This window comes from Chryseobacterium sp. A321, assembly GCF_054489265.1.
Map to the genome: position 1 here is coordinate 1,890,185 of NZ_JBTMWZ010000001.1, position 12,463 is coordinate 1,902,647.

The window sequence follows — 12,463 nt, forward strand, 5'->3', positions numbered from 1 at the left end:
CCTAAGATATGAAAGCATTTAAAATTACAACAGGCCTTTTGGCCCTTGCCTTACTCATTACGGCATGTGATGTGGAGGGCATTGACCAAAACGTACCGGAATTAACCGATCCCAATTCAGGTACCTACGATAAGATTTTTGACCTAAGTACAGACAACTCTGGAACGGTTCGAATCACACCGGTAGGAACTGGAATCTCTAAATCCATTGTCGACTTTGGCGACGGTACAGGAGCTGCGGCCTCTGCCGTTGTAAACGCGGGTCAAAGTATAACGCACGTGTATCAAGAAGGAGACTATACGGTAAGTATTACCTCAATTGATCTTTCTGGAAAAGAAACGGTAAACACGTATCCATTGAGCGTAATTTACGCCACACCAACGGATCTTAGTATTGGCGTTTCCGGTGGAGGACTTACTTTAACCGTGAAGCCGGAAGCGAAGCTTGCGAGTGGTGGGTATAAAATCCTATTTGGAGAGGGAGCCACTGAAGTTCCCACTGTCATCGCGAACGGAGCGTCTGCGACCCATACCTATGCCACAGCAGGGGAGTACACCATAACTGTAACGGCACTGAGTGGGGGAGCCGCTACCGCGAGCACTACTTTAGATGTAACGGTTAACAACCCGCTTGGACTTCCTATCGATTTTGAGACCCCTTACACGAATTACGGGGTAGCAGGCGTCTTTGGCGGTATGGGAATGGGCTTTGTCGACAATCCAAACACGGAAGGCTTAAACGTTTCAAACAAAGTACTTACACTAAGCAAATCCGTTGGAGCAGAAACTTGGGCTGGTATTTATATTCCACTCGGAGAGCCAGGAGGCATTCCTATTAATATTGACAATGGAAAGGTATTTAAAATATTAGTCTATTCGCCAACCATCGGAACCTCTGTGCATTTCCAATTGGAAGATGGGAGTGATTACAAACCCTTTGTGGAGGTTTTAACAACGAAAGCAAACAAGTGGGAAGAACTTACGTTTGACTTTACAGACCAAGACATAGCCAGCGGCTATCGCTTCACGCAGGTTGTTTTCCTAGTTAATGCTAGTAGTGTTGGCAATGGTGAAGTCGTTTATTTGGATGACATTACACAAATTAATTAAAATATTATGACAACTAAATCCCTACTAAAAATTTCAGGACTCCTTTCTTTTGCACTTGTATTTTTATTCTCGTGCAAGGAGGACGAGTATACAATGGGAGCTCTTAGCTCTCCAACCAATTTAAATATTGTTACCGAGATTTCAGGACAAGATGCTCAAAACCCTAACGGTGACGGATCAGGAGTCGTGAATATTACCGCAAGTGCAGACAACGTTCTTAGCTATCGTGTCGCATTTACAGAGATTAACAATTTAGGAAGTGAACCAGAGTATGTGGTTATGCCCGCAGGCAAAATCACTAAAAAATTCAGTTCACTTGGCGATGTTAATTACCGAATTTCGGTTATGGCATACGGTGCTGGAGGTACCTCTACAGTAGCGACAAAAGATATCACTGTAAAAAGTGTGTACAATCCAGATCCTGTCGTGGTAGAAAACCTAACAGGCGGAACGTCCAAAACTTGGGTCGTAGCAAAAGCGCAACCTGCGCACATGGGAGTGGGTCCTTACACACCTGCCTCAATTGAACCTGAATGGTGGGCAGCCGCACCTTTTGAAAAAGAAGGAATAGCAGACTGTCTTTATGCCGCAAGCTTTACCTTCACGCAAGAAGGAACAACCAGCTTTGGTATGAAATCCACAACTCCACAAGGAGCCTTTACAAAAACAGGTGCGCTCGCTGGAATTCCAGGCATCCCAGGTTCTGGAGACGAAGGGTGTTACCCATACGCTGGAGGTAGCTCTGCCTTTGCTTTCATTGAAGCCACAAGTGGAGTCGCTGCTTCGGCATCAACGACCACCAGTATCTTGCTTTCGGGAAACACGACCTTTATTGGATACGCGGCCACGAAAAAAGAATATGAAATCCTATCCATTACACCTACCACCATGCACCTAAGGGTACAGGGGACGGAAACGGGTAATGCATGGTATGTAAAACTAGTTGCTGTTGAGTAACTATAGTTTCTCTCTTGGGAAGCGGTTTGAAAATAGCCGCTTCCTTTTTTATTTTTAACCGATTCAAATCATGAGAAAAAGACTGAATATAAACTTTATAGCACTTGGAACTTTCCTGGTGTTTTTCCTTGTTTCTTGCTCCTCTGGTGGCGGCGACAATCCAGGGACACCAGAACCCAAACCGACACCGAGCAACCTTGTGGTTAGTTCTTTAATTGTGGGCTCCAATGCTCAGAATCCAGAAGGAGACGGAAGTGGGGTCGTTAATTTCACTGCGAAAGCAGACCATGCCACAAGCTACAAAATGCTAGTCAACGGAGAAACCCTTAGCTCAAGCACAGGCGCATTTACCTATACGTTTACCGCTCCCGGATCCCATGTTTACAGCGTGTTTATTTCCGCCTATAACGGAGATAAATTCGCTTCTAAAACTCTTGAAATCCGAGTGAAGGTAGCCTCCAAATTAGTTTGGTCTGACGAATTCAATGTGGACGGCGCCCCGGATGCAAAAAAATGGACCCATGAGACAGGAACTGGAGATGGCGGCTGGGGAAATAACGAGCTACAATATTACACCAACCGAAGAGAAAACTCGGAGGTTAGTAACGGTACACTTAAAATTCATTTGATTAAAGAAGCATTTCAAGGAAGCTCCTTTACCTCGGCCCGAATGGTGACCAAAGGTAAATTTGATTTCAAATACGGAAAGATTGAATTCCGAGCCAAGATTCCTACCGGAAAAGGAACATGGCCAGCGCTTTGGATGCTAGGGGCCAATATAGACACAGTCCCTTGGCCTGGCAGTGGAGAAATTGATGTCATGGAACATGTGGGAAACCAACAGAACCGAATCTTCTCCACTTTGCATTATCCTGAACACTTCGGTGGAAATGCAGTAGGTGGAAGTATGATGCTTCCAACAGCATCAAGCGAATTCCATATTTATTCGGCCGAATGGACTCCAAGTTCAATCATTTTCTCCGTGGACAACAAACCTTATTTCACATTTAGCAATTCAAGTTCTTTGCCTTTCAATCATAATTATTTCATCATTATGAACATGGCAATGGGTGGAAACTTTGGAGGAACGATCGATCCTTCGGTTCAAGGGGCTACTTTTGAAATTGATTACGTTCGCGTCTACCAATAACCCTAAACTCATTCAAATGAAAACCCGTCTTTTGTCCACTATTTTCACCGGCTTGCTTTTGGCAACTTCTCTTTCTTGTTGCTCGCGCTCCTCTGAGCCCGGAGGGAAAACCCCTCCCGTAGATCCACCCGTGAATCCACCGACCGCGAAAAATGAAGTAGATGTGTGGATTACGAAATCGGATCAGTCTGCTTTGCTCCAAAAACAAACAAACGTGATCGCCTTTTCATCCCAGACGAATTCCTATCCTTTTATTGATATCAATACCAATCAAAAATTCCAATCTGTCGATGGATTTGGATACACCCTTACAGGGGGTAGTGTGGAGGTTATTAATAAGTTAAGCGACTCTAAAAAAAATGAACTTCTGCAGGAACTATTTGGACAAGGGGATAACAGCATAGGAGTAAGTTATATTCGACTAAGCATCGGCGCATCGGATTTGAATAGTTCTGTATTTTCTTACAACGATTTACCGGCAGGTGAAACCGACGTAACTTTAGCCAAATTTTCACTCTCGAAGGACCAAGCTTTAGTGGATATGCTTAAGCGCATTCTCGCGATCAATCCTAACATTAAAATTATGGCTACGCCTTGGTCTCCACCGACCTGGATGAAAACCAATAAGAGCAGTATTGGAGGTGAACTTCTACCGGAGTACTACGGGGTCTATGCTCAGTATTTTGTAAAGTACATTAAAGCGATGAAAGAAAATGGCATCACAGTCGATGCAATCACGCCGCAAAATGAACCTTTGCACCCTGGGAACAATCCTAGTTTATCCATGTCGGCAAAGCAGCAAGCAGAATTCATTAAAAACCATTTAGGACCTGCGTTTCGCGCAGCAGGCGTTCAAACCAAGATTGTAATCTACGATCACAATTGCGATCGCCCTGACTATCCAATTGAAATTCTTTCGGATACCGAAGCAGCGCAATACGTGGACGGAAGTGCATTCCACCTGTATGGAGGAGACATAAATGTTTTGCAAGGAATTCACAATACCTTCCCGTCCAAGAATCTTTACTTCACAGAACAGTACACGGCATCAACAGGAGAATTTGGAGGAGATCTTAATTGGCATGTGAAGAACGTAATCATAGGATCGATGAGAAACTGGAGTAAAAACGCACTCGAATGGAACTTAGCGAATGACGGTCGTTACGAGCCGCATACGCAGGGCGGATGTGACACTTGCAAGGGCGCAATTACGATTAACGGAAGTAGCAACTTCACCCGCAACGTTGCTTATTACATTATAGCGCACGCCTCGAAATTTGTTCCTCAAAACTCGGTTCGGATTCAGTCTACCCAAAATTCAAACCTCAGTACCGCAGCCTTTCAAACGCCTAGTGGGAAACTGGTTTTAATTGCACAGAACGGCAGCGCAAACGCTGAAATCTTCAATTTAAGAATTAATGGAAAATGGGCCACCTTATCTCTCGATGCAGGTGCGGTCGGAACCTTTGTATTTTAGAGCGTATAATCCAAGGAAAATAAGGTATGAAAAGTTTAATTGCAGTTTTAGTACTTGCCACACTCACTTCTTGTCAAACCAAAGTCCCGCTGGAGAAAGACGGCTTAAAACTCGTCTGGAGTGATGAATTCAACTACCAAGGACTTCCTGATTCATCAAAATGGGAATTTGAAGAGGGGGGAAGTGGCTTTGGAAATCATGAACTCCAGTACTACACGAAAAACAGACTCAAAAATGCGCGCGTAGAAAAGGGCAAGCTTGTCATCGAAGCGCACAAAGAGTCTTGGGATAAGAATGAATATACGTCTGCCAAACTGCAGACAAAATCCACGCAGACATGGACCTATGGACGTATAGAAGTTCGTGCAAAGCTTCCCAAGGGGAGAGGGACTTGGCCTGCAATCTGGATGATGAGCGAGAAAATGAAATCCTGGCCAAAGGACGGAGAAATTGACATTATGGAACATGTAGGTTACAATCCTGGTTTCATTCATTCCTCAGTTCATACGCAGAAATACAATCACGTAATAAACACCCAGAAAACAGATACTTTATACGTGAAAAATGCCATGGACAAGTTCCACGTCTATACGCTAGATTGGACGCCTGAAAAAGTGGATGTATACGTTGATGACGTTAAATTCTACACCTACGAAAATCAGGAAAAAACCTATGAAGCTTGGCCACTAGATCAGCCCTTTTACCTCATTTTAAATCAGGCCGTGGGAGGTGACTGGGGTGGGAAAGAAGGGGTAGACCCAAGTATTTATCCTCAGAAATTCTATATTGATTACGTCCGCGTTTATCAATAAAAAAGAACCTATCAATAAAATTTTTTTTTTCTAAAGAAAAATGCAAGCCTATCCGCTTGCATTTTTCTTTTAAACTACTTGTAATTACCTTTTTAATAGAGGCAATCTAAGGCTTTAGTTTCGATGCAACCAGATTGCAATCGGCCTCTGTTAAGCTATGACCACTTTCAAATTTTACCACTTTTGGAGTGGCGTAACGCTCTCCAGAATCGTCATATTTTCCAATTCCTTCGATGAGTTTGCCGTCTTTTTGAAGAAACCAGATTTCACGCGTCGAAGTAGTTCCTTCCGCCTGAAATACATAATCCACTTTCAAGGTATCTCCGTTTGCAATTCCAGCTAAATCTCCGAATGAACTATCTTTCTCAAAGTTTTTATACCGTAAACTCCCTGTGATTGTTCCCAGATTGTTGTTAATCTTTGCAAAGAGCGTGTCCTTACCAATCGCTTCAAAATAACAGGTGCTAGTACTAGCAAGGGTAGAATCGGTTACATTGGCTTCATCAATAAAAATTCCACTGGAGTCAATAGGTTCCACCGTAGTGGTTTCTGTTTTCTTATTACAGGAAACAACGGCTAAAACCATTGCACCTACTAAAACTAAATTTTTCATAAGTCTAGGGTTTAAATGAGTTTTCAATTTACTAATATTCTAGAAATGCCACAAATGGATCCTGGATGCATAATTGTGACGGGCTTTATTTCTCTAAGAATATGACAGTGAATTTATACCTCGTTAATAGAAAAAAAAACAATAGCATTTGAATAAGAAAATAATTTAAATGTATATTTAGTGCATTATAGATTAAGAAAATTAATAATCCAGTGGAGCTCAGGAATGCTATTTCCTATTAACTACTTCAAAACGTTTGTTATGACAAAACCTCCAATTCTTCCAATACTATCGGTGAATACGAGCAGATCGATAACGATACGCTGAAAAAACTGAAGGCGATACAGGAACTGGACAACGATACAAAAAATCACATCTTCGCAACCATTGACGCCTTTATAAAGGCCGCAAAACTTAAAAATATTGCAGCGTTGTAAAATAAACAACTCCCGCCAAAAGGCGGGAGTTGTTTATTGTATTTTATGTGGATTATTATTTTCCCATAAGGCTATCAATGCAAGTATTTTGTAATTGGGATCCTTTTTTATTTTTACTTTACTAATCCTATTTTTAATCTCCCAGCTTTCAACATTTTTAACAAAAGTGATATTGTTATATTCATTCTCTCGCTTTTTAACAAAAGTCTTATATTTCAATCTTGTCGATAACCCATCACTAGATTTGTCAATATTTTCTAATCTTAAATCCAGCGTGTCTGTTGCAGCTAACATGTAAAAACTTTCTAATTCAGCATGTGTTAGATGAGTGCTATTTTGGTACTCTAAGATAGTAATTACCGTTATTTGAAAAGATTTGTCAGCAGCGTTAGCAGAATCATACAAAATTTTTTGACTGTTTATTAGCATTTCTTTTCTTTGCCCAGTACAACTCACCAAACATATAATAAAAACTATAGATGTAAATAATTTAAACATAATTAATCATTTTTTGATTTATAATACCTTATCTTTTGCTCGACATGTTCTTTGAAATTTGGCGTTGTAAGTTTATAAAGAGGCTGCTGTTTTTGATTTTCGTAGATCTTACTATGTTTAGCATCTGGTTGTCCAAGATGCCCTTTTGCGCCCCCAGTACTTACCACCATTATATGACTCATTGGTACCATATGGCTGCCCTCCTTCATAGTGAACATTGTTGAATGCACCTACCGAAAAATCTTTATTCGACAGGTTGTTTACATCTATACCGGCATCTTTAGCGTAGTGTTTTGCAATATTTGCTAAAGTACCTAAATTGGCGGAATCAAAGTTCATATCTTTCAATTCTGTACTTTGCCATGGAGCTTGCATTTTAGCAAATTGGATGCTTTCTTGATGGGTTTTTCCAAATACCGTGTGTATTACGATATTGTTAGTCGTCTTATTATCCGTATATAAGAATTTTCCATATTGATTGAAATGATCATCTGGAGGCACTGGCATTCTTCCATCGGGGTCGATGAACCTTATCGGATTATTGAAGCTGTAACTGTAAGGAGACCAGCTCGGCATCTTCTCTGCCAACGGATCTACGACACCCCATCTCCCTATATCCGGCATATAGAATCTCGCTCCGTAGTCATACATTCCTGTTTCTTGGAGTTCTTTGCCGTTGTACTTGTACTGATAGCTGGGCGTATTCATTAGATTTTCCTTTGTTTAAAATTAATTATTTTATCGAAAAATCTCTACTTTTAATTGATCCTGTTTTTTGGGAGAAGGTCAACAATACAAAAGTTCAAAATATTTAATACCAAAAGGCTAATTAAAAATAATATTGATGAACTTAAATATATATCTTGTTCGATAATTCCTTTGAATAAAATCATATTCTTAATCCAAACAATCAATAAAAGTATTGAAGAATATAAAATATATTTAGAGTTTTTAATGAAAACTGTAAGTGTAAATATTACTATTGATAGTAGTATTTCCATATCTATAATAAAAAAATTATTGGGATAATTACTAATATCAAAACTTATAGATTCTGATTTAAATACATCGAAAATAAATTGATGAAAAGGATATGCAGGAGAAAAATTATAAGCAATTTTAATATTTAAAAATCCTATTACTACCAATAGTGCTAAAATAATAATTATATATTTCTTTTTCATATTAATCCAATTTATGAACCTGATCCAGTTCCTTTCTTTTGTTGGTCTCCAGTTCTTACATTTGGCTGAACCTGAAAGTTATTCCAATTAACATTCTGAAACCATTTTACTGGATTTACAGCTTGATCCGTTCTTTGTATTAATGGTTTTAAATAAGGAGTCATAGAATCATCAATGTTAGTATGACTTGTTCCTGTCATTGTTGCTTTTATAGAATTTTGACCAGCAACAGTTTTAGATCCACCGCCACCAGTAAACATATTTTGATCAGCACTTAAACTAATAATACTTTTGACAACCTACGATCCTGAACGTAGCATTGCCCATTTCAAGTTTGTCTTCAAGCTTTTTGTATTCCTCCTTTAAAGTCAAATCTAATTTTATCAAACGCACTTATGGGATTCCTCCTTGGAGCTCTGAATTTGAAATCTTTAATTTCTATGATTAACAAAGTTCCTCTGAATAAAATTGCTAAATCTTGTTCTGCTTTAATTTGTTTAACAAAATAGAATGAGGTAATGTCTTAAACGCCAAAACTTATAATTCTTATATGAAAATCTTATTCTTTATTAAATTGCTGTTGTAAACTATCAATAATTTTATTTGCTTTTTTTCTTAAATCATATCTTTGGTTTTCATTATCTCCAATGGTAAAATAAACCCAATTTATCATTTTTATATCATTAGTACTGTAAGTATTAGAATTTTTGTTTGAGTTATTTTTAAGTTTAATACTAAATTTTCCATCGTACACATCGTATACGTAAATACTTCCATCTTTCAATTTATTATGATATTGTTGATAATCATAATTTTCAATCTGTTTAATTATTTTATTCTTTTCAATATAAAAATATTGATTTTTAAAAACTCCTTTATTTTGTAAATATTGAGAATATAAAATACCATTTCCTGGTATTTTAAAGGTTGAAGATTCTTCTTTAATTTTTTCTTCAAAAACGATTACAATCACACCTTTATAATTATTAGGAATATTGTAAGTTATATTTTTTGAAGAATTTTTACTACAACTTAAAAACAAGATTAATAGCAAACAAAAATTTATTACTCTATGCATATTACCAACTTTTTGGAGGTTTAGTTATATTATCATTTTTATCTAAGTAAATCGTTTGATTAAATTGAGACATTGGTCTGCTATTATCTCCTCGTAAAGAAGTGGTTGGCCCACTAATTGAACCTGCATTTGCATTGAAATTACCTAACGTAACACCGACTCCATTTTGCCCAGTAATATAAGTTTCATTAGACGGAAAACCGTCGCCACTTACAGTCCCTGTAATATTTAGCATTTTATTTCCGTCAGATAAGGCTGTTGTTGTAATAGTCATTGAAGGCTTAACATCAATATCAGGAGATATAGGAACTAAAGCATTACTTCCTGATAAATGCATATCTAATTTAACCTGATTATAACTTTTCACAACTGAAGCACTTAAGGTGGCTTTAGAATATGTTGATTCTCCATTAGATAAATCGTGAGATTCTGAACCTCTTGCAACAACATTTGATAAAGTTCCTTTAGCTGAATTAGCTCCCAAATCTAGATCAACTATACCATATACTCTAGAACTAGCATTTGGATCTGTTCCAAATTGTCTATTCGCCCCATCGCCTTTAAATGGACCTTGAATTCTAACATACATTCCTCCATATGGATTTGAGGTAGGGACAGGAAGAGGACCTCCAAACGAATTAAAACCGGCAAAACTAGCAGTATGAATACTTATGTGTTCTAGACCCTCTAATTCTCTACCATCAATAACTCTATTTTCAAAAAAATTATAATGCGATTGCTAAGCGTATTTTTCAGAAAGCGGATCAATATTAAAAAACCTTCCCACATCCGGCATATATTGACGCCACTTAAAACTGTAGAAACCAGTCTCTTGCAACTTTTGTTCCTGGTACTTGTACTGATAGCTGGGCGTAGCACTTGAGGTCGAGTTGTATCCTTTGTGCTTTAGCCCAAAGGGATAGTAATTGTTTTCTTCTAGAAGGGTAGGAACGCCTGCGCTGTTTTTATAGTAGCTCACCCGAATGTTTCCTAAGTGATCCACGTACTGGTAAATATACGCGTTTTTTACAAAATCGTAATACCCCTCTGCGGTCTTACTAAACTGCAAGAGGGGAGCGGTGGCAGAACCCTCATATTGAAACGCGCCCTGGTACTCAGTGGTCTTAGTTCCATAGGTCTTTCTTAGTTTGGTGCCATCGGCTAAGTAGGTGTAAGTCGTGAGGGTATAATATATAGGTTTCAGTTGCGCAACTTTCATTTTATTTTTTTATTACCTAAAAGTGTTTTATTTTTGTCTTATACTTTGATTTAAGGTATTTTAAAGCACTTTATTATGACTTTCAGACAGAAATCATATTAGTAAGAAAGCAACTTAAATGGTCACAAAATGACCTTGCTAAAAATTTTGGAACTTCTGCGCCGATTATCGGAAGATATGAATGTGAAGAGATTAAGCCTTCTATTGAAGTGACATCTAAATTAGCGGACGCTTTGGATGTGACTCTGGATTATTTATTGGGCAAGTCTGAGAATATGAGTTTGAATAAAAAAAACCTGCAACGTTTGCAGGATATTGAACAACTTCCAGAAGAAGATAAAAAGAATATTTTCTATACTATTGACGGACTTATTAAAGCTGCTAAATTTAAAAATATTGCGGCGTTGTAAATGATTAAATTAATAAAAGGAGATATTACAAAAATAGATGTTGAAGCCATTGTAAATGCGGCAAATACATCTTTGTTAGGCGGTGGTGGCGTTGATGGGTCAATACACAAAAATGGTGGTAAAATAATTTTTGAGGAATGTCAAAAAATACGTAACAAACAAGGAGGTTGTAAAATTGGAGAAGCAGTTATTACATCTGCTGGAAAACTGCCTGCTAGATATGTAATACATACAGTTGGACCCGTTTGGAACGAAGGCAATAATAATGAAGAAAATCTTCTTTCCTTAGCATATTATAACAGCTTAAAACTTGCCGTAGAATACAAAATTAAAACTATTGCATTCCCAAACATTAGCACAGGAATATATAAATTCCCTAAAAAAAAGGCGGCTCAAATTGCTATTGATACAATAGTTGATTTTATAAAAAATAACAATCTTATAGAAAAGATTGTTTTCGTTTGTTATGATGATGAAAATTATAATATTTATTATAATCTTCTAAATAACAAAGCAGAGTTTTAATTTTTAAAACTCTGCTTTGTTATTATAGTAATTCTTTCAACTTATCTAAGGCTTCTATTTTTTCCTTGTCCTGATTAGGACTTAAAAGTATATTCAATATTTCTTCATTTTTTTCATAGTCCCAAACGAATATACCTATTGAACCTAACCCCCATAAATCAATGTTTCCGCCAATTTTTTCCGAATTGAATTCAATTTGATTTAAAGAACCAAAATCTCCTTGTTCAAAAAATTTATAAATTAGTTCGTACTCATTAAAATAAGAAGCCATTTCACGCTTAAACCAATCTATGTCCTTTACGTTCTCCATATTTACTTTACTTTTATAATTTCAGAAAGATTTTTTATCTGAGGAAGCACTTGACCTCCTTGTTTCTGCAAAGCACTTTGCATTGCTTTACCTGCATTTGGACCAATTACTTTAAACCAATTCGCTTGCCCTCCTTGCAAAAGACTGTTCGTTGGAACTTGAAACTCAGCATATACTGAACCTCTTGCAGCAGCAGTAAAAGCATCGGCTCCTCCCGTTGCTACAAACGTTTGTCCTCCTGCTCCTTCAATCATCTGACCGGTTTTTGACATTGTAGTATATTCAGCATTTGACATCCAACGACCTACCGTTGTTATATCTTGAGCTGCCGATTTAGTTAAAAGACCTCTTATTGCGTTTCCAGTTCCTCCAGTAAGTAGTCCTAGAGCAGCGCCTTGCACCAAAGGATTTTCCGAAACCAACATTTGGATATCTGTTTTCCCACGAGAGTCGGGAATAGGTCCTATTGTTGCAGCATTCGGATCATTTGAGTTTCCAAAAGCCATTTGACTCATCAAAGGCGCATTATCTCCACCTTGAATTAACGGGTCGAGATTTATTCCCAATCCAATATTTGACGGGTTAAAAGATGTGTTGGTAAATGTGGCATTCGGAGCTAGGTTCACATAAGAACCGTCTGCTCCTGAATAAGTTCCGCTTTTCCCTAAATAGGTTTCGTTTGCT

General features: G+C 37.9%; 17 protein-coding genes and 1 pseudogene. 7 read left to right on the forward strand and 11 right to left on the reverse strand.

Annotation, left to right across the window (positions count from 1 at the left end; translation table 11 throughout):
* The first annotated feature begins 8 nt into the window (after positions 1 to 8).
* From ACX3PZ_RS08790 to ACX3PZ_RS08810, 5 genes are all read left to right on the forward strand, one after another.
* Positions 9 to 1,109, forward strand: coding sequence for a PKD domain-containing protein (locus tag ACX3PZ_RS08790; protein ID WP_459112574.1), 1,101 nt, complete (start codon positions 9 to 11; stop codon positions 1,107 to 1,109).
* 6 nt (positions 1,110 to 1,115) lie between these two features.
* Complete coding sequence (locus ACX3PZ_RS08795; RefSeq protein WP_459112575.1) at positions 1,116 to 2,066, forward strand: hypothetical protein; 951 nt, start codon at positions 1,116 to 1,118, stop codon at positions 2,064 to 2,066.
* 70 nt (positions 2,067 to 2,136) lie between these two features.
* Positions 2,137 to 3,216 (forward strand): glycoside hydrolase family 16 protein, encoded by a 1,080-nt coding sequence (locus ACX3PZ_RS08800; protein ID WP_459112576.1) that lies wholly within the window; start codon positions 2,137 to 2,139, stop codon positions 3,214 to 3,216.
* 16 nt (positions 3,217 to 3,232) lie between these two features.
* A complete protein-coding gene (locus tag ACX3PZ_RS08805; protein WP_459112577.1) occupies positions 3,233 to 4,693 on the forward strand; it encodes a glycoside hydrolase family 30 protein in 1,461 nt (486 codons plus the stop codon).
* A 26-nt stretch (positions 4,694 to 4,719) separates the two neighbouring features.
* Positions 4,720 to 5,505, forward strand: a complete 786-nt coding sequence (locus tag ACX3PZ_RS08810) for a glycoside hydrolase family 16 protein (protein WP_459112578.1) — start codon at positions 4,720 to 4,722, stop codon at positions 5,503 to 5,505.
* A gap of 106 nt (positions 5,506 to 5,611) precedes the next feature.
* On the opposite strand, the gene ACX3PZ_RS08815 is transcribed toward ACX3PZ_RS08810, so the two are convergent.
* The 9 genes and pseudogenes from ACX3PZ_RS08815 to ACX3PZ_RS08855 all read right to left on the reverse strand — a co-directional run bounded on the left by ACX3PZ_RS08815 (position 5,612) and on the right by ACX3PZ_RS08855 (position 10,534).
* Complete coding sequence (locus ACX3PZ_RS08815; protein WP_459112579.1) at positions 5,612 to 6,118, reverse strand: hypothetical protein; 507 nt, start codon at positions 6,116 to 6,118, stop codon at positions 5,612 to 5,614.
* 470 nt (positions 6,119 to 6,588) lie between these two features.
* Complete coding sequence (locus ACX3PZ_RS08820; RefSeq protein ID WP_459112580.1) at positions 6,589 to 7,053, reverse strand: hypothetical protein; 465 nt, start codon at positions 7,051 to 7,053, stop codon at positions 6,589 to 6,591.
* A gap of 117 nt (positions 7,054 to 7,170) precedes the next feature.
* Positions 7,171 to 7,560 carry a hypothetical protein gene (locus ACX3PZ_RS08825; RefSeq protein WP_459112752.1) on the reverse strand — a complete coding sequence of 130 codons (390 nt, stop codon included), beginning with the start codon at positions 7,558 to 7,560 and terminating at the stop codon, positions 7,171 to 7,173.
* A pseudogene (locus ACX3PZ_RS08830) lies at positions 7,561 to 7,749 on the reverse strand (RHS repeat-associated core domain-containing protein); the annotation flags it as partial.
* 62 nt (positions 7,750 to 7,811) lie between these two features.
* Positions 7,812 to 8,237, reverse strand: coding sequence for a hypothetical protein (locus ACX3PZ_RS08835; RefSeq protein WP_459112581.1), 426 nt, complete (start codon positions 8,235 to 8,237; stop codon positions 7,812 to 7,814).
* Positions 8,238 to 8,248: 11 nt separating this feature from the next.
* Positions 8,249 to 8,497, reverse strand: coding sequence for a hypothetical protein (locus ACX3PZ_RS08840; protein ID WP_459112582.1), 249 nt, complete (start codon positions 8,495 to 8,497; stop codon positions 8,249 to 8,251).
* Between the two features lie 299 nt (positions 8,498 to 8,796).
* A complete protein-coding gene (locus ACX3PZ_RS08845; RefSeq protein WP_459112583.1) occupies positions 8,797 to 9,315 on the reverse strand; it encodes a hypothetical protein in 519 nt (172 codons plus the stop codon).
* Position 9,316: 1 nt separating this feature from the next.
* The gene (locus tag ACX3PZ_RS08850) at positions 9,317 to 9,904 is read right to left on the reverse strand and encodes a hypothetical protein (protein ID WP_459112584.1); all 588 of its coding nucleotides are present in this window, start codon (positions 9,902 to 9,904) and stop codon (positions 9,317 to 9,319) included.
* A 150-nt stretch (positions 9,905 to 10,054) separates the two neighbouring features.
* Positions 10,055 to 10,534, reverse strand: a complete 480-nt coding sequence (locus ACX3PZ_RS08855) for a hypothetical protein (RefSeq protein WP_459112585.1) — start codon at positions 10,532 to 10,534, stop codon at positions 10,055 to 10,057.
* Positions 10,535 to 10,563: 29 nt separating this feature from the next.
* Between ACX3PZ_RS08855 and ACX3PZ_RS08860 the strand changes: the two genes are divergently transcribed.
* Together ACX3PZ_RS08860 and ACX3PZ_RS08865 are read left to right on the forward strand one after the other, a co-directional pair.
* Positions 10,564 to 10,944 carry a helix-turn-helix domain-containing protein gene (locus ACX3PZ_RS08860; RefSeq protein ID WP_459112753.1) on the forward strand — a complete coding sequence of 127 codons (381 nt, stop codon included), beginning with the start codon at positions 10,564 to 10,566 and terminating at the stop codon, positions 10,942 to 10,944.
* Positions 10,945 to 11,469 (forward strand): O-acetyl-ADP-ribose deacetylase, encoded by a 525-nt coding sequence (locus ACX3PZ_RS08865; protein ID WP_459112586.1) that lies wholly within the window; start codon positions 10,945 to 10,947, stop codon positions 11,467 to 11,469.
* A 22-nt stretch (positions 11,470 to 11,491) separates the two neighbouring features.
* Here the strand turns inward: ACX3PZ_RS08865 and ACX3PZ_RS08870 are convergent, their stop codons facing one another.
* Positions 11,492 to 11,779: a hypothetical protein gene (locus ACX3PZ_RS08870; RefSeq protein ID WP_459112587.1), complete on the reverse strand. Its 288-nt coding sequence runs from the start codon at positions 11,777 to 11,779 to the stop codon at positions 11,492 to 11,494.
* 2 nt (positions 11,780 to 11,781) lie between these two features.
* Positions 11,782 to 12,405, reverse strand: coding sequence for a TreTu family toxin (locus ACX3PZ_RS08875; RefSeq protein ID WP_459112588.1), 624 nt, complete (start codon positions 12,403 to 12,405; stop codon positions 11,782 to 11,784).
* Positions 12,406 to 12,463: the final 58 nt, after the last annotated feature.

Coding starts and splice junctions, on each gene's coding strand:
- ACX3PZ_RS08815 (WP_459112579.1), bottom strand. CDS start 6,118: ATGAAAAATTTAGTTTTAGTAGGTGCAATGGTTTTAGCCGTTGTTTCC.
- ACX3PZ_RS08790 (WP_459112574.1), top strand. CDS start 9: ATGAAAGCATTTAAAATTACAACAGGCCTTTTGGCCCTTGCCTTACTC.
- ACX3PZ_RS08865 (WP_459112586.1), top strand. CDS start 10,945: ATGATTAAATTAATAAAAGGAGATATTACAAAAATAGATGTTGAAGCC.
- ACX3PZ_RS08870 (WP_459112587.1), bottom strand. CDS start 11,779: ATGGAGAACGTAAAGGACATAGATTGGTTTAAGCGTGAAATGGCTTCT.
- ACX3PZ_RS08835 (WP_459112581.1), bottom strand. CDS start 8,237: ATGAAAAAGAAATATATAATTATTATTTTAGCACTATTGGTAGTAATA.
- ACX3PZ_RS08845 (WP_459112583.1), bottom strand. CDS start 9,315: ATGCATAGAGTAATAAATTTTTGTTTGCTATTAATCTTGTTTTTAAGT.
- ACX3PZ_RS08795 (WP_459112575.1), top strand. CDS start 1,116: ATGACAACTAAATCCCTACTAAAAATTTCAGGACTCCTTTCTTTTGCA.
- ACX3PZ_RS08805 (WP_459112577.1), top strand. CDS start 3,233: ATGAAAACCCGTCTTTTGTCCACTATTTTCACCGGCTTGCTTTTGGCA.
- ACX3PZ_RS08825 (WP_459112752.1), bottom strand. CDS start 7,560: ATGCCAGTGCCTCCAGATGATCATTTCAATCAATATGGAAAATTCTTA.
- ACX3PZ_RS08820 (WP_459112580.1), bottom strand. CDS start 7,053: ATGTTTAAATTATTTACATCTATAGTTTTTATTATATGTTTGGTGAGT.
- ACX3PZ_RS08850 (WP_459112584.1), bottom strand. CDS start 9,904: ATGTATGTTAGAATTCAAGGTCCATTTAAAGGCGATGGGGCGAATAGA.
- ACX3PZ_RS08855 (WP_459112585.1), bottom strand. CDS start 10,534: ATGAAAGTTGCGCAACTGAAACCTATATATTATACCCTCACGACTTAC.
- ACX3PZ_RS08800 (WP_459112576.1), top strand. CDS start 2,137: ATGAGAAAAAGACTGAATATAAACTTTATAGCACTTGGAACTTTCCTG.
- ACX3PZ_RS08810 (WP_459112578.1), top strand. CDS start 4,720: ATGAAAAGTTTAATTGCAGTTTTAGTACTTGCCACACTCACTTCTTGT.
- ACX3PZ_RS08840 (WP_459112582.1), bottom strand. CDS start 8,497: ATGTTTACTGGTGGCGGTGGATCTAAAACTGTTGCTGGTCAAAATTCT.